Origin of the sequence: Streptomyces diacarni (assembly GCF_003323715.1) — a bacterium.
In the GTDB taxonomy this organism is placed as follows: Bacteria; Actinomycetota; Actinomycetes; order Streptomycetales; family Streptomycetaceae; genus Streptomyces; species Streptomyces diacarni.
Map to the genome: position 1 here is coordinate 34,389 of NZ_QOIN01000030.1, position 22,955 is coordinate 57,343.

The window sequence follows — 22,955 nt, forward strand, 5'->3', positions numbered from 1 at the left end:
GAAAACCTCCATGGAACGGCTGCCTCCGATTTCCGCGCGCGGTGGAGGGAAGCGAGCAGGATGGAAGATCACTACTCTGGTGGAGTGCTCTCCTACGACGAGTTGACTCCACCTGAGCGTCGGTTATGGGGCGGGTTTCCCGAGGGGCGCTTCGTGGACTTGCGCACGGGTCTGCCCGAGGACGACCGTGTCGCCGAGGGGGGAGGGTGGGGCCCTGAGCGGACGATTCGAGCCGCGGTGATCGCGGCGCTCCTCCTGGGTGCGCACACCGCGCAGCCGGGTGCTGTCGCGTGTCTGCGGCTCGCCGGGGCACGGATATCAGGGCACCTGGACCTCGCGGGCGCACAGATCGCTCACGCCCTCTGGCTGGAGGACTGCTGGTTCGAGGAGTCGGTGGACCTGCTTGGAGCGTCGACGCAAACGCTCGTGATCAGGGGCAGCCGCGTACCGGGTATCGAAGCCTATTCGGCCCGCGTCGAGGGCACGTTCGACCTGCGGTATTCCGTGGTGGAAAGCCTCGCGTCCTCGCCCTTCAACCATGTGAGCACCGCCCTGTCCTTGAGCGACGCCCGGGTGACGGGCGGCATGCTGCTCGACGGGGCGGAGATCAGCGCGCCCGGAGGATGGGCCGTGGCCGCCGGCGGCCTGGTCATGGAAGGAGGGGTGACCTGCAGAGGCGGGTTCGTCGCGCGGGGTGAGGTGCGCCTGCTGGGAGCACAGCTGCCGGGCGGACTGTTCATGCAGGGGGCACAGTTGGTGAGCCCCGGGCCACGCGGGACGGCGCTCGCTCTGGACAACGCCGTGGGCTCGACGCTCGACTTGTCCGACGGGTTCACCGCGAACGGGACCGTACGACTGCGGGGTGCCCGGGTCTCGGACGGTGTGACCTTCGAGGGAGCTTTTCTGCACGGACCATCCGACGACCGCGGCCCATCTTTGGCCGCCCCCCTGATGCAGGGTGTCGACTTCGACCTCACCCTCGCCCGGTCTCCGTCCGGCAGCGTGGACCTGCGGGGGGCACAGGTGACCAGTCTTCACGACAGCGAGCGCAGCTGGCCGGACGTGGTGGAGCTGGACGGCTTCGTCTACGGCTCCGTCAAGGTGGACGAAGGCGGGGAGCGCCGGGAAGCAGTGGGGTGGCGGGACTCCGTTGCCCGGCGGGTGGCGTGGATACGACGCAGCCCCGGCTACAACCCGCAGCCTTACGAGCAGTTGGCGAGCTGGTACCGGAAGGCCGGCCACGACGACGACGCCCGCCGCGTTCTCCTGGCCAAGCAGCGCCATCGGCGTCGGACTCTGCCCTGGGCGGCGCGCGTGTGGGGGCACCTGCTCGACGCGACTGTCGGCTACGGATACCGCCCCTGGCTGGCGGGTGTCTGGCTCCTCGCACTGACCGTGCTGGGCACGCTGTCCTTCGGCGCTCACTCTCCCAGCCCGGTCAAACAAGGCGAAGGCGCTCCGTTTCAGCCTCTCGTCTACACACTCGACCTGGTGATCCCCGTCGGCGGTCTGGGCCAGCGCACCGCCTGGTACTGGCCGCACGACAGCCTCCAGTGGCTGGCCTACCTGCTGATCGCCTTCGGTTGGGTTTTGACGACAGCTGTCATCGCGGGCGTCACCCGGGCTCTGCAGAAGAACTAGCAGCCGGCAGATGAGCGGAGGCGTCCCCGGCAGATCAGGGCGGATCCCGGGGCGATGAGGCTTCGTGGGTGTCGTCTCGGACCTGTCCAGTGCGTCCGGGGCGACGGAACCCGTGCGGGCGAGCCAACGCGTGCTCGCCGGCGGCCCGGGTGGCGGCGAGCGGGATGCCGGTCGCATCCGTGAGCGAACGGTGTTTGCTGCCCGTCCTGACCCGGTGGCAAGGGCCTCGCGTCAGGAGTTCTGCGAGCCCGTCTCGTGGCCGGCCGCCGCGCCCGTCCCGCGTATCGCCTCCGCCCAGGCGTTGAGCGCCTCGGTGCGCCCTGCCGGGAGGGCGGCGGCCAGGTGGCCGTCGGCGCGGACCACGAGCACCGTGTGCGCGGCCGCGCCGGGGTAGCCCTCGGTGACCAGCAGCGTCGCCCGCAGTGGCAGCTTCTCCACCGCGGCGGCCAGTTCGGGCATCATCCCCGCCGACAGCCAGTGGCGGCTGTCCCACACCGCTGTGCCCGGGGCGACCAGCACCACCAGCAGTTCCCCGCCGACGCCGCCCAGCCGGCCGCGCAGGGTTCCCCGGGAGCCGTCCACGGCGGTGACGGGAACGTCTTCGACCGGTGCGCCCTGTGCCGTGCCGACCGGCACCTGGGGAGTGCTTCCGCGTGGCGGGGCCAGTGGCGTTCGGCTGTAGGCGGGAGGCGCGCCGAGCAGGCCCTGGCCCAGGTGTCCGTCGGTCAGCAGTGCCAGGTGGGAGCGTGCGCCCCCGCCGGGCAGCAGCGACCGCAGTCCGCTGCCGCGCCGTACGACGGACATGGCCTGGTCGACTGCGCGCAGCCGTGCGGTGACGGTGGGGCGTCGCTCCGCCTCGTAGCTGTCCAACAGGGCGTCCGCCGTGCGGTCGTGGCCGTGGTGCCAGGCGAGAGACAGCTTCCAGGCGAGGTTGGTGACGTCCCGCAGCCCTTCGTCGACGGACTGCACTCCCAGTGCGCCCGTCAGATGTGCGGCGTCCCCGGCGAGGAAGGCGCGGTCGACGCGCCAGTGCCGGGCGAGCCGTTGGTGCGCGGTGTGCACTCCCGTGTCGACCAGTTCGTAGGGGCCGATGCGGGCGGCGGCTTCCTGGCCGGCGCGGCTGCCGGGGAGTGCCGGCTGGCCATCGTGACCGCCATCGCCGACGGCTCGCCCGGCACCGGCGTTCCTGTCGGCCCCGTACGCACCACCCGCCCGGGCTGTCTCGGCCGCTCCTGGCGCGCTGCTCGTTCTGGCTGTGCTGCCGGTCCTGGCAGCCTTGCCCGTCTGGTCCGGCCGGACGGGGTGAAGCGCCTCCTCGGACCAGGTCGCGAGTGTGTCGGCGACGCGCTCCAGCATTTCCTGGGGGGTCACCAGGTCGCCGCGTGGTGTCAGCAGCCAGTCGAGTCGCCAGAGTCCGTCGGCCAGCGGTCGTGCCGTCACCTCGCCGGGGGTGCCGCCGGGGTCGCGGTGCAGCAGCGCGCGGCCCGCCTGGCCGGGCTCCCACGTGCCGTCCGGGGCGTAGTGGCCCTCTTCCCAGGGCAGCCGTACGCGCAGCGCCGCGACCGCGTGCCGTTCGACAGCGGTGCGGCCGGGAAAGCGGACCGAGAGGAGTTTGCGGACCGTCGAGCGTGCGCCGTCGCAGCCGACCGCGTAGCTGCCCCGCCACCAGGTGCCGGACGGGCCGCGGGTGTGGACCGTGACGCCTCTGGGGTCCTGCTCCAGCAGGTCGACGTGGCTGCCGGTGATCACCCGGGCGAGCTGCTCGTCGGCCAGGGCGCTGCGCAGCACGCTCTCCAGGGCGTGCTGCGCCAGGTGGAGGGGTGAGCGTTCGGGTGGCAGGTCGGTCTCCGCCACCGGCTGGGCGCGCCGTTGGGTGCGCCACGAGCGCCAGCGCGCACCGGGCAGCGCGGGCAGTTGTGCCACGGTGTCGGGGCGCAGCACGCAGGTGCGTGCGGCGCGGATCTCCGGTTGTCCGTCGGTGGCGTCGAGGACCACGGACGGGACCGCGTGGCGGGCGAGAGCGAGGGAGAGAGCGAGTCCGACGGGGCCTGCCCCGACGATGATCACCGGGTCCACAGCGTGGAGACCTCACACCCCTGGTGGCTGTGGTGGGGCCGGGGTTGCTCTGGCGGTGGGGCCTGGTGCACGATCACGCTGGTATGCAACCCATTGCCTGAGCGGTCGTCAAGTGACGGCCCCTCGGGGCGAGGCGTGAGCCAGGGCGGCGGCTCCGGCGAGCCGCCGCCCTGGCGTCGTTCGCGTGTCCCGGCAGGGAGCCGGTGTCGGCGGCTAGTCCTTGTGGACGTCTCCCGTGCCCTGCCCGGGGGCGGGTGTGGGGTCCGAGCTGCCGGAGGGGGCGACTTCCTGAAGTTCCTTCGCGCCCGCCGCGGGGGCGATGCCGGCCTTGGACCTGCGGCCGCGGCGCTCGATGAACTTCGCGAGCCACGCCAGCGCGAGGCAGAGGGTGATGTAGATGGCGCCGAAGACGATGACCGTCTGTACGGTCGGGTAGACACCGCCCACCGGCGTGTTGTTGGCGATCAGGCGGGCCGAGTACAGCAGCTCCGGGTAGAGGATCATGAAGCCGAGGGAGGTGTCCTTCAGCGTCACGACGAGCTGGCTGATGATCGTCGGCAGCATGGACCGCACGGCCTGCGGGAAGAGGATCGAGACGGTTACCTGGGTCTTGCGCAGGCCCAGTGCGTAGGCGGCCTCGGTCTGTCCCTTGGGGACCGCGTTGATGCCGGCGCGCAGCACCTCGGCCTGGACGCAGCCGTTGTAGATCGTCAGGCCCAGGACGAGCGCCCACATGGACGTCATGTCACCGAGGATGCCGACCCACAGGGCGAAGATCGTGATGAGCAGCGGGATCGACCGGAAGAGGTCGATGAAGACCAGTGCCACCCAGCGGACCGGTTTGTGGTCCGAGAGCCGCGCGACGCACAGGACGACGGCGAAGACCAGCGAGAGGACGCCCGCCAGTGCGAACACCTTCAAGGTGGACAGCAGAGCGTCCAGGATGTTCTGCCGGATACCCGCGTAGTTGAAGATGTCCCACAGCTCGCCCGCGAACTGGCCGCGGTTGTAGAGCCGGTAGACGGCCCAGCCGAGCAGTCCCAGCAGCGCGAGGCTGCCGATGACGGAGTAGACGCGGTTGCGGGCCCGGGCCTTGGGGCCGGGTGCGTCGAACAGGACGCTCGCGCTCATCGGGCGACCTCCAGACGGTTCTCCAGCAGCCGGAAGAGGCCGTTGATGGCGTACGTGATGATCAGGTAGCCGATGGTGATCCAGATGAAGATGACGGCGATGTCGTAGCCGTCGTTGCTGAGCGTCTTCTGGATGTTGAACAGGTCCACGTTGTCGAAGGCGCCGGCGATCGCGGTGTTCTTGGTGAGTGCGATGAATATGCTGCTCAGCGGCGGCACGACGGTGCGTGTCGCCTGGGGGAGCACCACGATGCGCATGGTCTGGGTGAAGGTCATCCCGATGGCGCGGGCGGCCTCGGCCTGGCCCATCGGCACGGTGTTGATGCCGGAGCGGACGGCCTCCGCGACGAAGGCCGAGGTGTAGAAGCCGCAGGCGCACACGGCCAGCACGAAGGAGTTGATGCCCGGGAAGAGAACCTTGGGCACCACGAAGAAGGCGACCAGGAACAGCAGCGTCAGCGGGGTGTTCCGCAGCACCGTCACCCACAGCGTGCCGAAGATGCGCAGTGGTGGCACGGGCGAGACCCGGAAGCCCGCGATCACGAGACCGAGCACCACGGCGAACACGGCGCTGACGGCAGTGAGCGACAAGGTGCCGAGGAATCCCTCGCGGAACAGCGCCAGGTTGTCGAGCAGTACGTTCATGAGTTCTCCGCGAGGAGTCGCGTAGCTTGCGGCGGCAGGAAGAGGAAAAGCAGAAAGAGCAGAAAGAGCGAGTGGAAGGGGGACGCGGGAGGGCGACGGTGGTGGCCCGGGAGGCGACCCGTACGCGCGCGGTCACAGCAGGGTGTGCGGTCACAGCGGCGCGCGCGGTCACACGGACGCGCCCCGCCCCTCGCGGCGCTGGTGCCGGGGAGCGAGGCGCGGCACGTCACTTCTCGGTGATCTCGGGCGGCGTCTTGAACTTGGAGCCGGACTTGCCGAGGGTGGCCTCGTACGCCTTCTTGTAGTCGCCGTTGTCCTGGTGGGCCTTGATCGCGTCGGCGACGGCCTTCTGCAGGGCGTCGTCACCCTGCTTCATGCCGACGCCGTAGGGCTCGTCGGAGAAGGGCTTGCCGACGACCTTGAGCTTGCCGGGGTTCTGCGCGGCGTAGCCCATCAGGATCGCGTCGTCCGTGGTGACGGCGTCGACCTGGCCGTCGATGACCTGCGAGACGCACTCGGAGTACTTGCTCAGCTCGGTGACCTTGGCGCCGTACTTCGGCTGCTTGATGACCTGGAGAGGCGTCGAACCGACGATGGAGCAGACCTTCTTGCCCTTGACGGTCTCCGGCCCGGTGACCTCCTTCTCGTCCTTGCGGACGAGCAGCGAGGCGCCCGCGTGGAAGTACGGGCCGGCGAAGGCGACCTGCTTCTTGCGCTCGTCGTTGATCGTGTAGGTGCCGATCATCAGGTCGACGTCGCCCTTGGAGATGGTCGTCTCGCGTGCGCCGGAGTCGACGGTCTTCCACTCGATCTGCTTCGGCGAGAAGCCCAGGTCGGCGGCGATCATCTTGGCGATCTCGATGTCGAACCCGGAGTACTTCTTGGTCGACTGGTCCTGGAAGCCGAGGTAGGGCTGGTCGGCCTTGGCACCGATGATGATCTTGCCGCGCTTCTGGGCCTTCTTCAGGACGGGGGAGTCGACCTTGGCGTCCTTGGCGACCTCGTACTTCGGCAGCGCCTTCTCGTTCGTCTGGTCCTTGGGCTTGTCGCCCGCGGAGCCCTCCTTGCCGCCGCACGCGGCGGTGGCGGCGAGCGCCAGAACAGCGGCTGCCGCCGCGGCGGTCTTGTGCAACCTCATAGTGAACATCCCTTGCTTGAACAGTCGATGGCCCGGTGCGCTGCTGCGCTGCTCCATGGCCCTGTGGCCGTCCGGCCCCGCGGTCCTGCGGCTCAGTGGTGCAGGATCTTCGAGAGGAAGTCCTTGGCACGGTCGCTGCGCGGGTTGCTGAAGAACTGGTCCGGGGTGGCCTCTTCCACGATCCGGCCGTCCGCCATGAAGACGACGCGGTTCGCGGCCGAGCGCGCGAAGCCCATCTCGTGGGTGACGACGACCATCGTCATGCCCTCCTGGGCCAGCTGCTGCATGACCTCCAGGACCTCGTTGATCATCTCGGGGTCGAGGGCCGAGGTCGGCTCGTCGAAGAGCATGACCTTCGGGTCCATCGCCAGAGCCCGGGCGATCGCGACGCGCTGCTGCTGTCCGCCGGAGAGCTGCGCGGGGTACTTGTCGGCCTGGTTGCCGACGCCGACCCGGTCGAGCAGCGCACGGGCCTTCTGCTCGGCCGCCTGCTTGTCCGTCTTGCGGACCTTGGTCTGGCCGAGGGTGACGTTCTCCAGCACCGTCTTGTGCGCGAAGAGGTTGAAGGACTGGAAGACCATGCCCACGTCGGCACGGAGCCTGGCCAGTTCCTTCCCCTCCTGCGGCAGCGGCTTGCCGTCGATCGTGATGCCGCCGGAGTCGACGGTCTCCAGGCGGTTGATGGTGCGGCACAAGGTCGACTTGCCGGAACCCGAGGGGCCGATGACGACGACGACCTCGCCGCGGGCGATGGTCAGGTCAATGTCCTGGAGGACGTGCAGCGCACCGAAGTGCTTGTTGACGTTGTCCAGTACGACCAGCTTGTCGGTCGCGGGCTCGGGACCGCGTGCGTCCTTGGTCACCGATACTTCGCTCATCGGCGTGTAGCTCCGTCCTCGTCGGTTGCGAGGACCCTAGTGAGCCGCCTGCGTGACCGTCATTACATCTGAGCTGAAATTGAGCATAACGATCCGGCTGCGACCGGGCGCACTGGGTAAAGGGGACGGTACCGGCTGCGTAACGGATGCACTGGCGGGCCGGGGAGCCCCTTGACTCACCTGCGCCGATGGGAATGGATGCTCTGTCGGAGCAATCGGCACGGACAGGACCGCGGGGAAGGAGGGCGCCGGGTGAGACTGCTGCTCGTCGAGGACGACGACCGTGTGGCTGCCGCGCTCTCCGCCGTGCTGGCGCGGCACGGCTTCGAGGTGACCCACGTGCGCAGCGGCGCGGAGGCGCTTCAGCAACTGCTGGTGGGCGACCGGCCGGGTCCGGGTTTCGCCGTCGTCCTGTTGGATCTGGGCCTGCCCGACCAGGACGGGTTCGAGGTGTGCGGGCGCATCCGCCGCGGCAGCACCACCCCGGTGATCATGGTGACCGCGCGCGCCGACGTACGGTCGCGCATCCACGGCCTCAACCTCGGCGCCGACGACTACGTCGTCAAGCCGTACGACATGGGGGAGTTGCTCGCTCGCATCCACGCCGTCAGCCGCCGCGGCTCCGTCGCGGAGGGCGGAGCGCCGTCGGGAAACGGCACGGTGCCGGAGGCGGGATCGGACAGTACGGGCGCGCCCGGCACGATCCGGCTCGGAGCCGTCACCATCGAGCTGCCCACCCGGCAGGTCAGTGTCGACGGCGCGACGGTGCCGCTCACCCGAAAGGAGTTCGACCTGCTCGCGCTGCTCGCCCAGCGGCCCGGCGTGGTCTTCCGCAGGGAACAGATCATCAGTGAGGTCTGGCGTACCAGCTGGGAGGGGACGGGACGCACCCTGGAGGTGCACGTCGCCTCGCTGCGTGCCAAGCTGCAGCGGCCCGCGCTCATAGAGACGGTGCGCGGCGTCGGCTACCGCATGGCAGCGCAGGGCGTCTGAGTCGGCCGGGTCCGGAGACATCCACAGTGCGCAGCCGCCTCCTCCCTCTACTACTCATCCTGCTGGCCGGGGTTCTTCTCGCGCTCGGCTTCCCGCTGGCCGCCAGCCAGGCACAGGCCGAGCAGCAGCGCGTGGTGGTCGACCGGATCGACGACACGGCGCGGTTCGCCTCCCTCGCCCAGTTCGTCACCTCCACCACCCTGCCCGACGAGCGCCGGGCCACCCTCCAACACGAGTTGGACCGCTACCGGGACCTCTACGGCATCCGTGCCGGTGTCTTCTACCGGGACGGCCGCACCATGGCCGCCTCCCCCCGCGACTGGCGGGTGCCTCCTGAGAGCGAGACCGCCGGAGAGGGTGGCAGGCCCGACGGGGCGCGCGCGTACGCCGAGGCGCTGGCCGGGCGCCGCAGCCACGATCCGCCCCAGGTGTGGCCCTGGCAGCGGGAGGGGCGGATCGCGGTGGCCTCTCCGGTCATCAGGGACGGCGACGTGGCAGCCGTGGTGCTCACCGACTCGCCCACGGGGCCGATGCGCTCGCGCATACTCCGCGGCTGGCTGGCCATCGCCGTCGGTGAGGCCGCCGCCATGCTGCTGGCGGTCGGCGCCGCGCTGCGGCTCACCGGCTGGGTCCTCAAGCCGGTACGCACCCTGGACCGGGCCACGCACGAGATCGCCACGGGCAAGTTCACCTCGCGCGTCGTCGCCTCGGTCGGCCCGCCGGAGCTGCGCAGACTCGCGCACTCCTTCAATGAGATGGCGGGCAACGTGGAGGGAGCGCTGGAACAGCAGCGTGCCTTCGTCGCCGACGCATCCCACCAGTTGCGCAACCCGCTCTCCGCGCTCCTGTTGCGCATGGAACTGCTCGCCTTGGAGCTGCCGGAGGGCAACGAGGAAATGGCCTCCGTGCGGGCGGAGGGGAAGCGGCTGGCCCGTGTGCTCGACGACCTGCTGGACCTGGCCTCCGCGGAACACAGCGACGCGTCGCACGTCGTGCTGACCGACGTCGCCGAGATCGCCGCGGAGCGGGTCGCCTCCTGGCGGGCCAGCGCCGAACGCAGGGGTGTGACGCTCACCTCGGCCGGGCAGGCGGCAGCCACCGGGTGGGCGGATCCGGTGGCGCTGTCCAGCGCACTGGACGCGGTCGTCGACAACGCCGTCAAGTTCTCCCCCGACGGCGGCACGGTCACCGTCACCGTCCGCGCGGAGGGCGACCATGTGACCGTCGAGACGCGGGACAGCGGCCCCGGGCTGACCGACGAGGAACTGGAGCGGGTGGGCGACCGGTTCTGGCGCAGCGGGCGCCACCAGAACGTCTCAGGCTCCGGCCTGGGCCTGTCCATCACCCGTGCCCTGCTCGCCGGCAGCGGCGCGGGGCTCTCCTTCGCGCACAACTCCCCCGCAGGGCTGCGCGTGCTGATCACCGTCCCGCGGGAGGCACCGGAGGCGACGGGTCAGGGTTTGGCCGAACGGTAGTAGCGCCGTGCCCCTTCGTGCAGGGGAACGGGGTCGGTGTAGATGGCGGTGCGCAGGTCGACCTTCTGGGCCGCGTGCACCTCGCGCCCTATCTGGTCCCTGCTCTTGATGACCGAGCGGGTGATGCCCTCCGTCAGCGCGGGGTCGGTGCGGTCCGTGGTCACCAGGAGGTTGGCGATCGCCACTGTCTTGACGGACCGGCCGCGCTGCACTGTCGGGTACGCGTCCGGCGCCATGACGGCGGCGCGGTAGTAGCCCGTTCTGCGTCCCTGTTCGTGCAGCCGGGGCAGCAGGTCGCCGAGCTGCACCAGCCGGATGTCCGTCCGCTCCGCCAAGCGCTCGATGGCACCCGTCGGCAGCCCGCCCGACCAGAAGAACGCATCGAGCTTCCCTTCGGACAGCAGGGCGGGCATCCGGTCGATGCCCTCTCGCACCGGATGGACGTCGTCCTCCATGTCCAGGCCCGCGGCCTGGAGCAGCCGGCTGGTCACCAGGGACACCCCGGAGCGCTTCTCGCCGACGCCGACACGCATGCCCTTGAGATCCTTCGCGCTGCTCACAGGGGAGTCCCTGGGCACGACCAGGTGCATGTAGTCGTCGTAGAGCCGGGCGCAGGCCCGGATGCGTGAGGCGTCCTTGCCGCCCTCCTGCTGGTAGGTGGCCAGAGCGTCGGAGGCGGTGATGGTGAAGTCCGCCGTGCCGGAGGCGACCCGGGCCACGTTCTGCACCGAGCCCTCGCTGTGCTGCAGTGTCAGCTCCACCCGGGGCAGGTCGCGGGCGAGCCGCTGTTTGAAGAGCGTCCCGTAGCGCTCGTACACGCCCGTCCGCACCCCCGTGGCGAAGGTGATCTGGCCACTGGGAGCAGGCGCACGGGAGGGCACCAGCCACCATGCCAGCAGCCCGCACACCACCAGGACGGCGGCCGAGCCCCACAGGAGGCGGGGGTGGCCGGCGGCGAACCCGTCCGGGCCGAACACCGGGCGGGAGGCGGTTCGCGGACGGAGGCTGGGCATGGAAGGGGATACTGCCAGCAAGTCGGGGGTGAGGGGAGTGGCCCAGCTCACGTGCGCCCGCACACGGACGGTCGCCTGTCACGAAGTGCAATTTTCACACTGTCGCTTGCTGAGTGGAACGGTAGGGGCCATAGTGACGGGCAGACGACGTGTCACGGTCCCACCGCGGGCCGGGACCAGCCCGACGGAAGGCGCCCCCAGGTGTACGCCGCCCCCGCTCGCAGGGACCCCGCATCAGCCTCCTCCACCGCTTTCACCGGCGGCTCCGGCTACCCGTCCGTGCCGCCCGCGAACTTCCCGGATCCGGGCTGGCAGCTGAGATTTCCCGCACGGGAGCAGAACATCGCACGGGCGCGCGCCGCGTTCACCCGGTGGCTGGGCGAGCGGCACGATCCCCCGATACCCTCCGCGACGGCGGACGACGCGGTGCTGTTGCTCTCCGAACTGGCCACCAACGCCGTCGTGCACACCCGCTGCCTGCCCGAGGCCCAACTGGTCTGCCGTGCGACCGTGACACCGCACGGGACGCAGGCCGCTCCGCTGCTCCGCCTGGAGGTCCACGATCCCGCCAGGGGCGGCGAGGAGCCGCAGCTCCAACGGAGCGAGGCCGCGGACGAGAGCGGTCGCGGGCTGTGCATCGTGGCCGCCCTCGCCGCCGAGTGGGGGGTCCGGGCCTCCTCCGTGACCACCGGCAACACCGTCTGGGCCACCCTCCGGCTGTCGGACGAACCCGCCTCGGAGTGACCGCGCGGTGATCTGCCTCACACTGTCCCGGCGGTCGCCTGGTGCGCCCGTCCCACCCGGCCGAGGGTGTCGGTGAGAACGCCTACCCTTGTGAGCATGAGCAGTAGCGACCGGAGTCAGGCAGCGGACGTCCAGACGGCCGTCCAGGACGTCAAGGGGACGTACGAGGTGCGCACCTTCGGGTGCCAGATGAACGTCCACGACTCCGAGCGGATGGCGGGACTGCTGGAGGGCGCCGGATACGTACGCGCGTCCCAGGACGCGGACGCCGCCGACATCGTCGTCTTCAACACCTGCGCCGTCCGCGAGAACGCCGACAACAGGCTCTACGGCAACCTCGGCCAACTCGCTCCGAAGAAGGCCGCGCGTCCCGGTATGCAGATCGCCGTCGGCGGCTGCCTCGCCCAGAAGGACCGCGACACCATCGTCAAGAAGGCCCCCTGGGTCGACGTCGTCTTCGGCACCCACAACGTCGGCAAGCTTCCCGTGCTGCTGGAGCGCGCCCGGCTGCGCAGCGAAGCGCAGGTCGAGATCGCCGAATCCCTGGAGGCGTTCCCCTCCACGCTGCCCACCCGCCGCGAAAGCGCCTACGCGGCCTGGGTGTCCATCTCCGTGGGCTGCAACAACACGTGCACCTTCTGCATCGTCCCGCAGCTGCGCGGCAAGGAGAAGGACCGCAGGCCCGGCGACATCCTCGCCGAGATCGAGGCACTGGTCGACGAGGGCGTCACCGAGATCACCCTGCTCGGACAGAACGTCAACGCCTACGGCTCCGACATCGGTGACCGCGAGGCCTTCAGCAAGCTGCTGCGCGCCTGCGGCCGTATCGACGGGCTGGAGCGCGTCCGCTTCACCTCGCCGCACCCCCGCGACTTCACCGACGACGTCATCGCCGCCATGGCCGAGACGCCCAACGTGATGCCGCAGCTCCACATGCCGCTCCAGTCCGGCTCCTCGCGCGTCCTCAAGGCGATGCGCCGCTCCTACCGGCAGGAGCGCTTCCTCGGCATCATCGAGAAGGTCCGCGCCGCCATCCCCGAGGCCGCGATCTCCACCGACATCATCGTCGGCTTCCCCGGCGAGACCGAGGAGGACTTCGCCGAGACGCTGCACGTCGTGCGTGAGGCCCGGTTCGCCCAGGCGTTCACCTTCCAGTACAGCAAGCGTCCCGGCACGCCCGCCGCCGACATGGAGGGACAGATCCCCAAGGAGGTCGTCCAGGAGCGCTACGAACGCCTGGTGGAACTCCAGGAGGAGATCTCCTGGGCAGAGAACAAGAAGCAGGTCGGCCGCACCCTGGAGCTGATGGTCGCCGAGGGAGAGGGCCGCAAGGACGACGCCACCCAGCGGCTGTCGGGCCGCGCTCCCGACAACCGGCTGGTGCACTTCACCCGCCCGCAGGAACCGGTGCGGCCCGGCGACATGGTGACGGTCGAGATCACCTACGCCGCGCCCCACCACCTGCTCGCCGAGGGCCCCGCCAAGGCGGTGCGCCGCACGCGCGCGGGCGACGCCTGGGAGCGCCGTACCACGGCCGGGGCTGCCCCAGGACAGCAGGGCAGCGGTGTGATGCTCGGCCTGCCCACGGTCGGCGTCCCCGAGCCGGAGCCGGCGACCACCGGCGGTTGCTGCCCGGCCTGAACCCTGGGTCCGTACCCGGCCTGAGCTCTGGGCCCGTGCCCCGGAGCTCTGGGCCCGTGCCCCGGCCTGAACGGTGGGCCCACGCAGGCGAGATGGTCCGTGCGCGTCGTGCCGGGCCGTCACCCGTTCATGGGGTTCTCGCACGCGCGGGTGAGTCTCGGCCCGGGCTGGGTGGGAAGTGGTGCGCGGGGCACTTAAGCTGCGCGCCATGCTTGTCGCCGCAGCCGTATGCCCCTGCCCCCCGCTGCTCGTACCCGAGATCGCGGGCGGTGCCGCCGCCGAGATGGACGCCGCCCGCGCCGCCTGCTACGACGCCATAGGCGTCCTGGCGGCTGCCCGCCCCGACCAGCTCCACGTGATCGGCCCCGCCGAACAGGCCGGCCGGGGTACGCACCCTCAGGGCGCCCGCGGCTCGTTCGCCGGGTTCGGTGTCCCTCTCGAAGTGAGCCTGGGCAAGGGGGAGCCCGCCCGTCGTGACCTTCCGCCCTCCCTGGCGGTCGGCGCGTGGCTGCTGGACCGTACGGACTGGACGAGCTCCCCCGTCGAAGGACTCGGCGTCGGTGAGCCCTTGACGCGGACCCGCTGCCAGGAGGCGGGCGGGGAACTGGCGGCGAGCGCCGACCGTGTCGCCCTGCTCGTCATGGGCGACGGCAGCAACTGCCGCACCCTGAAGGCCCCCGGCTACTTCGACGAGCGCGCCGCCGCGTTCGACGCCGAGGCCGCACGGGCCCTGGGCGCCGCCGACACCGCGGCGCTGCTCGCACTGGACGAGGAGCTGGCCTACGACCTCGGAGCGGCCGGACGCTCCTCCTGGCAGACACTCGCCGGTGCGGCGCAGGGGTCCGGGCTGGCCGGTCGTCTCCTGTACGACGAGGCGCCCTACGGAGTGGGATACATCGTCGCCAGCTGGTCGTGACCGGCCGGGCACCGTGCGGGCCCTGAGCCTGTCCGTACGCGCCCGTAACCGGCACGCGGCCGGGGTGCACTTCATGCCCCCGGCCGCGCTGCTGTCGTAGCGCTGCGGCAGCCCATACGGCCGCTGCGGGCGCCGGGGGCTTGCCATGCCCCGTCGGCGTCGCTCAGGACCGCCGGAAGCGTGGCTCAGCGTGTGGCTCAGTGGCCTGTGCCGCCTGTGCCGCCTGTACCGCTCCCGCCGCCTGTCGGACCGGAACCGCTCCCGCCGCCCGTCGGGCCGCCGCCTGCGGGGCCACCTCCCGAGCCGCTCTGACCGCCCTGGCCACCCTGGCCGCGGCCTTCGTCGGCCAGCCGCTGGGCGGCGTCCTTGGCCTTCTTGGTGCCGCTGCTGATCTGGCCGCTGTACTTGCCCTTGGTCCGGGAGTCGGCGGCCTTCGCCGCCTTGTCAAGCCCCTGCTGGACCTTGTCGCCATGCTGGCCCAGCATGCCCTTGACCTTGTCCATGAAGCCCATCGCGGTCACCTTCCTGCCATGCCGTGCGGGCGGGGGCCGCACGGTCTACTTGCGGGCGTTGTCCCCGGTCTCGCTGTCGGCGGCCTCGTCGGCGGACTGCTGCTTGGGGATGCCGACGGCCCCCTCGCTGTTCTCGACCCTAGCCGCCGTCCTGTCCTCCCTGCCGTCCGCCGCCGGCCCGTCACCGCTCGTCTCGGTGCTCTCGGGCACCGGGGGAGTGGCGTGCGAGGAGCTCTCTTCGGGCGGGCTCTCGCGAGTGGCCTCGTCCCCCGCCCTGTGTTCGTCCTCGGCCCCCGCGCGCGGTCCCGTCGGCTCGGTGCCGCCCGACCCGGTCCCGTCGCGCGCTCCGCGCCGAACGAAGGTGCCAGTTCCGGCCTCCTCCGCGGGGGTGGACTCGGGAGTGTCCTGTGTTGACTTGGTGGACGAACGACGGAGAATCTTCGCAAACACGCCCATATCTACTCCAGACCATACTCGTGTGGGCGAAATCCCGCGCCTCGCGGAGCGTCCCATTGCGTCGCCCCAGGGCACCGGTGCGGAAACCGGCTGTCGGAACCTCGCATCGGGCAACGACCTCGAAGGTGTCGCGTCACGTCGCTCATTCGAGAAGCCGCAACCGGGTTTGCGAGACTTGACGGGTGAACGCCCATGCCGCCACCCCGCCCACCTCGCAGGCTCCCCCGCAGGACGAGCCGCCCGTCGTCGCCGTCGTGGGGCCCACCGCGGCCGGCAAGTCCGACCTGGGCGTCTTCCTCGCCCAAGAGCTGGGCGGCGAGGTCATCAACGCCGACTCGATGCAGCTGTACCGCGGGATGGACATCGGTACCGCGAAGCTGACGCTGCCGGAACGGAACGGCGTGCCGCACCATATGCTCGACATCTGGGACGTCACCGAGGCCGCGAGCGTCGCGGAGTACCAGCGGCTGGCCCGAGCCGAGATCGACAGGCTGCGCGCCCGGGGGCGGGTGCCCGTGCTGGTCGGCGGCTCGGGCCTGTACGTCCGCGGGGCACTCGACGCGATGGAGTTCCCCGGTACCGACCCCGGGGTGCGGGCCAGGCTGGAAGCGGAACTGGCCGAGACGGGCTCCGGCGAGCTCCACGCCCGCCTGGCCGCGGCCGACCCGGAGGCGGCCCGGGCGATCCTGCCCGGCAACGGCCGCCGTATCGTCCGCGCCCTGGAGGTCATCGAGATCACCGGACGACCGTTCACGGCGAATCTGCCGAGCCACGAGTCCGTCTACGAGACCGTGCAGATAGGCGTCGACGTCGCCAGGCCGGAGCTGGACGAGAGGATCGCCCACCGTGTCGACCTGATGTGGGAGGCCGGACTGGTCGACGAGGTGCGGGAGCTGGAGAAGCGCGGGCTGCGGGAGGGGCGCACGGCCCCCCGCGCCCTCGGATACCAGCAGGTCCTCGCGGCCCTCGCGGGCGAGTGTTCCCTCGAAGAGGCGCGCGAGGTCACCATCCGCGCCACGAAGCGCTTCGCGCGCCGCCAGGATTCCTGGTTTCGCCGCGATCCACGGGTGAACTGGCTCAGTGGTGCGGCGGCCGACAGGCGGGAACTGCCGGGTGCGGCGCTGGCGTTGCTGACGCGCGCGGTTACAGCCTGATCACGTGATGGCATCGGGAAGCCCTGCGCAACCGTCCCGTTACCGCGGGCGTGCCATCATCGTCCATCGTTGGGATCCATAAAACCGGAGTTGGGAGGGCGTGTGGCAATGGTGGCCGGCCCTCGCGACAACTCCTCGGCAGCGGACACCGGGCCTTCCGCCGACAGCGAGTCGTTCGCTGACACCGAGCGGCCCGAGGGGGAACCGCAGGCCGGACCCGAGTGGTCGTCCGGCGTCGAGCGGCCCTCCGGCTCCGGCACGCCGGCAGGCTCCGCCCCGGAGAGCGGCGCCGACCCGGGCCAGGACGCCGACGAAGACGACGTCGCCCTCCCGGAGCGTTCCGCCGACCCGGACAGCGTTGCCGATCCGGAGCGGGAGGAGCCGGGGGAGGACCCCATGGCCACCGGTCCGCCGGTCGAGCCCCACGAGTTGCGCCCGCAGCGCAAGCTGCGGCTGTGGCAGCTCGCCCCCATCGTGATCCTCGGCGCTCTCGGCTCGCTGATGTTCGCCTTTCCGCTGGCTTTCGAGCCGGGCGGCAGCTCGGGCGCCGTGGTCTCCATGCTGGGGTTTTTGCTGTGCGGCTGCGCGGCGGGCTGGGGCGTGATGGCGGCCCGCAGGGTGGGACACACCTGGCCGGGGCTCCCGGCACGCGGCTCGGGCGGACGCCCCGACTGGCGTGTGGTCCTGTGCTACGCGGTGGTGCTGTGCACCCTCGTGGTGCTCGCCGTCTGGCGAATCGACCGCCTCCGCCACTGATCATGCACGGCCGGGGGCCTCTACGGAGCGTCACCGATCATGCACGGTTCGGGTTTAGCGGGTTGCCTCTGGCCCGGCACTGCCCGTGGGTCCTGTGGGTCGCCACCGGTCCCGGCACGGCCCGCGGCCTGATCCGACCAGCCCGTCAGGCGGCCTGACCTGCGAAGGCCCGTCGGCTCGGCCCGTTCCGCGCTTCGGTGCCGCCTCCCGTACGATCGGCGGTGTGACCAGCGCACCAGGCGTGCCGTTCCTCAAGGGCCACGGCACCGAGAACGACTTCGTGATCATTCCGGACCCGGACGGCGTGCTCGACCTGTCCCCGCAGGCGGTGGCACGGCTGTGCGACCGCAGGGCCGGTATCGGTGCCGACGGCGTGCTCCGCGTCGTCCGCGCCGCGACGCATCCGGAGGCCAGGTCCATGGCCGACGACGCCGAATGGTTCATGGACTACCGCAACAGCGACGGTTCCGTGGCCGAGATGTGCGGCAACGGCGCCCGGGTCTTCGCCCGCTACCTGGAACGCGCGGGACTGGCCGAGCCCGGGGACGTCGCCATCGCGACCCGCGCGGGCGTGCGCCGGGTCCACATCGCCAAGAACGGCGGCGACATCACCATCGGCATGGGCACGGCCGAGCTGCCCGAAGCCCAGGACGGGGCGGACGGCGAGATCACCGTGCACGCCGCCGGGCGTACCTGGCCGGTGCGCAAGGTCGGCATGGGCAATCCCCACGCGGTCGCCTTCGTCTCGGACCTGGCGGAGGCGGGGCGGCTGTACGACGCCCCCGAAGTGTGGCCTGCGACGGCCTACCCCGACGGTGTCAATGTCGAGTTCGTGGTGGCCAGGGGCCCGCGGCACGTCGCGCTCCGGGTGCACGAACGCGGCGCGGGCGAGACGCGCTCCTGCGGCACCGGTGCCTGTGCCGTGATGGTGGTCGCCGCCCGCAGAGACGGCTTCGACCCGCGCGAGGACGGCGCCCCGGTGACGTACACGGTCGAGGTGCCCGGCGGACGGCTGGAGATCACCGAGCGGGCCGACGGGGAGATCGAAATGACCGGGCCCGCCGTGATCGTCGCCGAGGGCCGGATCGACCCCGCTCTGCTGCCGTAAGGGTGGCCGCCGCGAGGCGGGGGTGGCGGCTCCCGTGTGACACCGTCCGCGCGGCGTCGCACGATGGGGTGATACGGCTCACCCTGGGCCGGAGTCGGTCAGGGGCGCGTGAGGGGGCCGGTAGCATCACAGCCCCGGCCCGGGGGTGCGGCAGGAGCGGGAGGTGCCCATGAGCGCGGTGCGCGGTCTGCGGAAGCTGAGCAGAGCGGCACTGCTGGGCGCCGCGCCGAGGGACTCGCTGCCGGACGCCATCGAGCACGTCGCCAAGGTGCACAGGGCCCATCACCCGCGCGCCGACCTGCGGCCCCTGCGCAGGGCGTACGTACTGGCCGAGTCCTCCCACCGCGGGCAGACCCGCAAGAGCGGCGAGCCCTACATCACCCACCCCCTCGCGGTCACTCTTCTGCTCGCGCAACTCGGTGCGGAGACCACCACCCTGACCGCGTCGCTGCTGCACGACACCGTCGAGGACACGGCGGTCACGCTCGACCAGGTGCGCCGCGAGTTCGGCGATCAGGTGTGCTATCTGGTGGACGGCGTCACCAAGCTGGAGAAGGTCGACTACGGCTCGGCCGCGGAACCCGAGACGTTCCGCAAGATGCTGCTCGCCACGGGCAACGACGTGCGCGTCATGTCGATCAAACTGGCCGACCGGCTGCACAACATGCGCACCCTCGGCGTCATGCGGCGCGAGAAACAGGTCCGCATCGCCAAGGTCACCAGCGACGTGCTCATCCCTCTCGCCGAACGGCTCGGCATCCAAACTCTCAAAAGCGAGCTGGAGGATCTGGTCTTCGCCGTGCTGCGCCCGGAGGAGCACCGCGGCACCCGCGAGCTGATCCGGGAGCACAGCACACGTCCCGACCCGCTGACCGGACTCGCCGCCCAGGTGCGCCGGACGCTGCGGGACGCCGGGGTCGTCGCCCAGGTGCTCATCCGCCCCCGCCACACCGTTTCGGTCCACAGGCTGCGACTCAAACGCGGCCAGCTCGGCGACTGCGACTTCGCGCGCCTGCTCGTCCTCGTGGACGAGGACGCCGACTGCTACGCCACCCTCGGCGAGCTGCACACCTGTTTCGCTCCGCTGGTGTCGGAGTTCAAGGACTTCATCGCCGTCCCCAAGTTCAACCTCTACCAGTCGCTGCACACCGCGATCGCCGACGAGGAGGGCCGGGTCGCAGAGGTCCTGGTGCGCACCCGGCGCATGCACCAGGTGGCCGAGACCGGAGTCATCGCCCTGGGCGACCCCCACGCGGCCGCCACGGCGGAGGCGGCCCACGACGGAGCCGCAGGGGAGGGTTCCGCGGCCGAAGAAGACGGCACGGGGGAGCGGGTCGACCCGACGCGGCCGGGCTGGCTGTCGCGCCTCCTGGAGTGGCAGAGCGACGCCCCCGACCCGAACACCTTCTGGCAGGAACTGCGCGACGAGTTGGCGCAGGACCTGGAGATCACCGTCTACTGCGCCGTTCCCGGCACGGAGGGCTTCGGGTCCGGCCCGCTGCCGCTGCCCGCGGGCGCCACCTGTGTCGACGCGGCGTACGCCCGACTCGGCCAGGCAGGGCACCGCTGCATCGGGGCGCGCGTCAACGGACGACTGGCCGCCCTCACCACGGTGCTGCGGGACGGAGACGCGCTCCAGCTCTTCCTGGAGCCCAGCCAGGGAAGCCCGTCGGGGCCGTCTCCGCAGTGGCTCGACCACGTACGGACGCCGTCTGCCCGGATCGCCATCCGGAAGTGGCTGGCGGCCCACGGTGAGGCGCCGGAGGCCCCCGCGGACGGGACGGCTGCCGCGCCCCACGCCACCGCCTCCGGCGGCGTGACGCGTCCTTCTGACCTCCGTACGACCGGTAATCCCCGCCTCCGTACTGCCGCCGACGGTGACGCGCAGGCGGCCCCGGACATTGACCCGAGGGCGAGTCAGGACGCGGAAGCGGACACGCCTGCGGGCACGGGCACGGATGCGGAGACCGATGCGGCTGTTCACGCGCGGGCGATCGTGGAGCCGTCACCGCCCGTGGGCGCCACGGACGACGCGGGCATCGCTCCCGCACCTGGCCCCCGCTCCGCCCCCGGCTCAGGACCGGATGCCGCAGCGGAGACGGCCCGCACGGGTGGCGCCGAGGAGGGCACGGCCTTCCGCACGGGTGTCGGCCCCGCGCCCGCTGGGCACCGAGCGGGGCCCGCGAAGGGCGGCGGGGCGGCCCGTCGGGACGCCCCTGCGCAACACACGGTGCGCGGGGTGCGCGGGGAACGATCCGGCAGGCGTGCGGGGCATCGGGGCGAGCGGTATGCGGAGAACGTTCCGGTGGTTCCTGGACGTCCGGACACGCCGGTACGGCTGGCCCGCTGCTGCACTCCGGTGCCGACCGACGCGGTGACCGGGTTCCCGGTGCGCGGCGGCGCCGTCACAGTCCACCGGGACAGCTGCCAGTCGGTGGCGCGGATGGCCTCGGACGGCCGACTGCCGCTGCCGGTGCGCTGGGAGCAGGGCGCGGCCGGATGCCGTGTGACACTGCGGGCCGAGGCGTTCGGGCGCCCCCGGCTGCTGGCCGACCTCACGGAGACCATCGCGGTGCATGGCGCCGCCGTCGTCGCGGCCGACGTCGAGCCTCCCCGCGAACAGCGGGTCCGGCACACGTACACCCTGCAACTCCCCGACGCAGCCGGACTGCCGGCCCTGATGCGCGCCATGCGGCGCGTGCCCGGCGTCTACGACGTGAGCCGCTCCGCCCGCAGGGCCATCGCGAACTGACGCGCACAGGCACCCGGAAGGCGGACCGCCCGGCACGCTGTGGCGAACCGTTGCCGCCGTCCGCGCTCGTCCGCACTGACGTGCGTCCCCTTTCGGGTGGACGCGAGCGAGGAAGATCATCACGGGTGCCGGTCGCTGGTAGCGATGTCGCATGGCCAGTACAGCCCTCACAGTTCGCGCCCGTTCCCGCGCACTCCCACGCCGCTGCGCGGTGGCCACCACGGTCACCGCCGCCGCCCTCGCCCTCGTCGGCGCCACCCTGCCGGCGCCCCGGCCCGCGGGGATCGGCGACCACCTCTTCCCCCACCTGGGCAACCCCGGCTACGACGTACGTGCCTACGACATCTCCTTCGACTACAGCGGCGACAACAGCGAGCCGCTCACGGCGCGCACCCGCATCGACGCGCAGGTCACCGCCGGGAACATGGACCGGTTCAACCTGGACTTCGCGGGCGGGAAAGTGAGCTCCGTCGAGGTGAACGGCCTGCCCGCTGAGCACGCACGCGCGGGGGAGGACCTGGTCGTCACTCCCCGGACGCCGTTGCGACGTGGTTCCTGGCTGCACGTCGAGGTGTGGCACACCAGCGACCCGAAAACCAAGAACGGCGGCTGGGTCCGTACCAAGGACGGGCTGGCCATGGCCAACCAGGCCGACGCCGCGCACCGCGTCTTCCCCTCCAACGACCACCCCGCCGACAAGGCGATGTTCACCTTCCACGTGCGCGCCCCGAAGGAACTGACCGTCGTGGCGGGCGGGCTGCCCGCGGGACGGACGCGCGCGGGTGACGGAAACGAGGACACCGTCTGGACCTACCGGATGGGCCATCCCATGGCCACCGAACTCGCCCAGATCTCGATCGGCCGGTCCACCGTCGTGCACGAGACGGGCCCGCACGGGCTGCCGCTGCGTCACGTCGTGCCTGTCAAGCAGCGCAAGGCGCTCGCCCCCTGGCTGAAGCGGACCTCCGACCAGATCGCCTGGATGGAGCGGAGGGCAGGCCGGTACCCGTTCGAGAACTACGGCGTGCTGGCCGCCGAGGCGCAGACCGGGTTCGAGCTGGAGACCCAGACGCTCTCCCTGTTCGAGAGCGACCTGCTCGCCAACCCGGCGTACCCGTCCTGGTACAAGGAGTCCCTGATGGTGCACGAGCTGGCACATCAGTGGTTCGGCGACAGCGTCAGCCCCCACCGGTGGACCGATCTGTGGCTGAACGAGGGACACGCCACCTGGTACGAGTGGGCCTACGCGGCCGAGCGTGGGGGCTTCACGGTCGAGGAGCGGGCCCGGGCCTCGTACGAGCTGTCGGACTCCTGGCGCAAGCGCTACGGACCGCCCGCGGCGCTGCTGCCCGCCCAGGGGGACGGCAAGATCGAGCTGTTCAGTCCGATCGTCTACAACGGGTCGGCTGTCGTCCTCTACGCGCTCCGGGAGCGGATCGGAAAGGATGCCTTCGCCCGTCTGGAGCGTGAGTGGACGCACCGGTACCGCGACGACAACGCCGACACGGGCGACTTCATCGCGCTGGCCGGCGAGGTCTCGGGCGAGGACCAGAGCGCGTTTTTGAAGAAGTGGCTCTACGGGAAGACCACCCCGCCCATGCCGGGCCACCCGGACTGGAAGCAGAAGTCTCCCGAGGAGCAGCGGAAATCTCTGGAGAAGACACCGGGGAAGAGCCACGGCCCCGTCGACAAGGGCGCCAGGGAGGCCGAGCGTCCCGCAGGACAGGGCTGAGGGCGCCAGGAGGGACCGGCACTGCTCGCCCCAGACACGGGCGACGTCGCCCGTGAGCGGAAGAGAGACACCCGGGGGGGTGCCTCTATGGGTTTGGTCAAGCCGTTGAAGGTGTTGGCGGTTGGTAGAGGGTGCCGTCGCGGAGCATGGCGAAGAGCACGTCGGCGCGTCGTCGGGCGAGGCAGAGGAGGGCTT

Annotated in this window: 19 protein-coding genes; 11 read left to right on the forward strand and 8 right to left on the reverse strand. The window is 71.3% G+C overall.

Annotation, left to right across the window (positions count from 1 at the left end; genetic code table 11):
- Positions 1-84: 84 nt before the first annotated feature.
- Entirely contained in the window at positions 85-1,641 is a 1,557-nt protein-coding gene (locus DTL70_RS05825; RefSeq protein WP_114020774.1) for an oxidoreductase, read from the forward strand.
- A gap of 231 nt (positions 1,642-1,872) precedes the next feature.
- On the opposite strand, the gene DTL70_RS05830 is transcribed toward DTL70_RS05825, so the two are convergent.
- From DTL70_RS05830 to DTL70_RS05850, 5 genes are all read right to left on the reverse strand, one after another.
- Positions 1,873-3,717 (reverse strand): FAD-dependent monooxygenase, encoded by a 1,845-nt coding sequence (locus tag DTL70_RS05830; RefSeq protein WP_114020775.1) that lies wholly within the window; start codon positions 3,715-3,717, stop codon positions 1,873-1,875.
- A 213-nt stretch (positions 3,718-3,930) separates the two neighbouring features.
- The gene (locus DTL70_RS05835; RefSeq protein WP_114020776.1) at positions 3,931-4,848 is read right to left on the reverse strand and encodes an amino acid ABC transporter permease; all 918 of its coding nucleotides are present in this window, start codon (positions 4,846-4,848) and stop codon (positions 3,931-3,933) included.
- Positions 4,845-5,492, reverse strand: coding sequence for an amino acid ABC transporter permease (locus DTL70_RS05840; RefSeq protein WP_114020777.1), 648 nt, complete (start codon positions 5,490-5,492; stop codon positions 4,845-4,847). Before DTL70_RS05840 ends, DTL70_RS05835 begins: the two co-directional genes overlap by 4 nt.
- A 226-nt stretch (positions 5,493-5,718) precedes the next feature.
- Positions 5,719-6,630, reverse strand: coding sequence for a glutamate ABC transporter substrate-binding protein (locus DTL70_RS05845; RefSeq protein ID WP_114020778.1), 912 nt, complete (start codon positions 6,628-6,630; stop codon positions 5,719-5,721).
- Positions 6,631-6,722: 92 nt separating this feature from the next.
- Positions 6,723-7,508: an amino acid ABC transporter ATP-binding protein gene (locus DTL70_RS05850; protein ID WP_114020779.1), complete on the reverse strand. Its 786-nt coding sequence runs from the start codon at positions 7,506-7,508 to the stop codon at positions 6,723-6,725.
- 252 nt (positions 7,509-7,760) lie between these two features.
- Between DTL70_RS05850 and DTL70_RS05855 the strand changes: the two genes are divergently transcribed.
- Both DTL70_RS05855 and DTL70_RS05860 read left to right on the forward strand, forming a co-directional pair.
- On the forward strand, positions 7,761-8,501 hold the full coding sequence (locus DTL70_RS05855) for a response regulator transcription factor (RefSeq protein ID WP_114020780.1): 741 nt from the start codon (positions 7,761-7,763) through the stop codon (positions 8,499-8,501).
- A gap of 26 nt (positions 8,502-8,527) precedes the next feature.
- Entirely contained in the window at positions 8,528-9,976 is a 1,449-nt protein-coding gene (locus DTL70_RS05860) for a sensor histidine kinase (RefSeq protein ID WP_114020781.1), read from the forward strand.
- Here DTL70_RS05860 and DTL70_RS05865 read toward each other — a convergent pair.
- A complete protein-coding gene (locus DTL70_RS05865) occupies positions 9,955-10,989 on the reverse strand; it encodes a TAXI family TRAP transporter solute-binding subunit (RefSeq protein ID WP_114020782.1) in 1,035 nt (344 codons plus the stop codon). The genes DTL70_RS05860 and DTL70_RS05865 overlap by 22 nt on opposite strands.
- 201 nt (positions 10,990-11,190) lie before the next feature.
- On the opposite strand from DTL70_RS05865, the gene DTL70_RS05870 reads away from it, so the two are divergent.
- The 3 genes from DTL70_RS05870 (at position 11,191) to DTL70_RS05880 (ending at position 14,290) form a co-directional block, all read left to right on the forward strand.
- Positions 11,191-11,733 carry an ATP-binding protein gene (locus DTL70_RS05870; protein ID WP_181860799.1) on the forward strand — a complete coding sequence of 181 codons (543 nt, stop codon included), beginning with the start codon at positions 11,191-11,193 and terminating at the stop codon, positions 11,731-11,733.
- 96 nt (positions 11,734-11,829) lie between these two features.
- Positions 11,830-13,374, forward strand: coding sequence for a tRNA (N6-isopentenyl adenosine(37)-C2)-methylthiotransferase MiaB (miaB, locus tag DTL70_RS05875; protein WP_114020783.1), 1,545 nt, complete (start codon positions 11,830-11,832; stop codon positions 13,372-13,374).
- A gap of 208 nt (positions 13,375-13,582) precedes the next feature.
- On the forward strand, positions 13,583-14,290 hold the full coding sequence (locus DTL70_RS05880) for a class III extradiol dioxygenase subunit B-like domain-containing protein (protein WP_114020784.1): 708 nt from the start codon (positions 13,583-13,585) through the stop codon (positions 14,288-14,290).
- Positions 14,291-14,487: 197 nt separating this feature from the next.
- Here DTL70_RS05880 and DTL70_RS05885 read toward each other — a convergent pair whose 3' ends face one another.
- Together DTL70_RS05885 and DTL70_RS33195 are read right to left on the reverse strand one after the other, a co-directional pair.
- Positions 14,488-14,802: an antitoxin gene (locus tag DTL70_RS05885; protein WP_114020785.1), complete on the reverse strand. Its 315-nt coding sequence runs from the start codon at positions 14,800-14,802 to the stop codon at positions 14,488-14,490.
- Between the two features lie 45 nt (positions 14,803-14,847).
- Complete coding sequence (locus DTL70_RS33195) at positions 14,848-15,012, reverse strand: gliding motility protein (protein ID WP_147266732.1); 165 nt, start codon at positions 15,010-15,012, stop codon at positions 14,848-14,850.
- Positions 15,013-15,440: 428 nt separating this feature from the next.
- On the opposite strand from DTL70_RS33195, the gene miaA reads away from it, so the two are divergent.
- From miaA to DTL70_RS05915, 5 genes are all read left to right on the forward strand, one after another.
- Positions 15,441-16,412, forward strand: a complete 972-nt coding sequence (gene miaA / locus DTL70_RS05895; protein ID WP_114020787.1) for a tRNA (adenosine(37)-N6)-dimethylallyltransferase MiaA — start codon at positions 15,441-15,443, stop codon at positions 16,410-16,412.
- Between the two features lie 108 nt (positions 16,413-16,520).
- Positions 16,521-17,168 carry an ICP22 family protein gene (locus DTL70_RS05900; protein ID WP_114020788.1) on the forward strand — a complete coding sequence of 216 codons (648 nt, stop codon included), beginning with the start codon at positions 16,521-16,523 and terminating at the stop codon, positions 17,166-17,168.
- Positions 17,169-17,391: 223 nt separating this feature from the next.
- Positions 17,392-18,276 carry a diaminopimelate epimerase gene (gene dapF, locus DTL70_RS05905; RefSeq protein WP_114020789.1) on the forward strand — a complete coding sequence of 295 codons (885 nt, stop codon included), beginning with the start codon at positions 17,392-17,394 and terminating at the stop codon, positions 18,274-18,276.
- A gap of 169 nt (positions 18,277-18,445) precedes the next feature.
- Positions 18,446-21,028: a RelA/SpoT family protein gene (locus DTL70_RS05910; RefSeq protein ID WP_114020790.1), complete on the forward strand. Its 2,583-nt coding sequence runs from the start codon at positions 18,446-18,448 to the stop codon at positions 21,026-21,028.
- Positions 21,029-21,179: 151 nt separating this feature from the next.
- Positions 21,180-22,760: a M1 family metallopeptidase gene (locus DTL70_RS05915; RefSeq protein WP_114020791.1), complete on the forward strand. Its 1,581-nt coding sequence runs from the start codon at positions 21,180-21,182 to the stop codon at positions 22,758-22,760.
- Positions 22,761-22,955 lie beyond the last annotated feature (195 nt).

What these genes read in the sequence shown, in the direction of transcription:
- DTL70_RS05835 (WP_114020776.1), bottom strand. Translation starts at nt 4,848, where the DNA reads ATGAGCGCGAGCGTCCTGTTCGACGCACCCGGCCCCAAGGCCCGGGCC.
- DTL70_RS05840 (WP_114020777.1), bottom strand. Translation starts at nt 5,492, where the DNA reads ATGAACGTACTGCTCGACAACCTGGCGCTGTTCCGCGAGGGATTCCTC.
- DTL70_RS05845 (WP_114020778.1), bottom strand. Translation starts at nt 6,630, where the DNA reads ATGAGGTTGCACAAGACCGCCGCGGCGGCAGCCGCTGTTCTGGCGCTC.
- DTL70_RS05850 (WP_114020779.1), bottom strand. Translation starts at nt 7,508, where the DNA reads ATGAGCGAAGTATCGGTGACCAAGGACGCACGCGGTCCCGAGCCCGCG.
- DTL70_RS05865 (WP_114020782.1), bottom strand. Translation starts at nt 10,989, where the DNA reads ATGCCCAGCCTCCGTCCGCGAACCGCCTCCCGCCCGGTGTTCGGCCCG.
- miaB (WP_114020783.1), top strand. Translation starts at nt 11,830, where the DNA reads ATGAGCAGTAGCGACCGGAGTCAGGCAGCGGACGTCCAGACGGCCGTC.
- DTL70_RS05880 (WP_114020784.1), top strand. Translation starts at nt 13,583, where the DNA reads ATGCTTGTCGCCGCAGCCGTATGCCCCTGCCCCCCGCTGCTCGTACCC.
- DTL70_RS05885 (WP_114020785.1), bottom strand. Translation starts at nt 14,802, where the DNA reads ATGGGCTTCATGGACAAGGTCAAGGGCATGCTGGGCCAGCATGGCGAC.
- DTL70_RS05900 (WP_114020788.1), top strand. Translation starts at nt 16,521, where the DNA reads ATGGTGGCCGGCCCTCGCGACAACTCCTCGGCAGCGGACACCGGGCCT.
- DTL70_RS05910 (WP_114020790.1), top strand. Translation starts at nt 18,446, where the DNA reads ATGAGCGCGGTGCGCGGTCTGCGGAAGCTGAGCAGAGCGGCACTGCTG.
- DTL70_RS05915 (WP_114020791.1), top strand. Translation starts at nt 21,180, where the DNA reads ATGGCCAGTACAGCCCTCACAGTTCGCGCCCGTTCCCGCGCACTCCCA.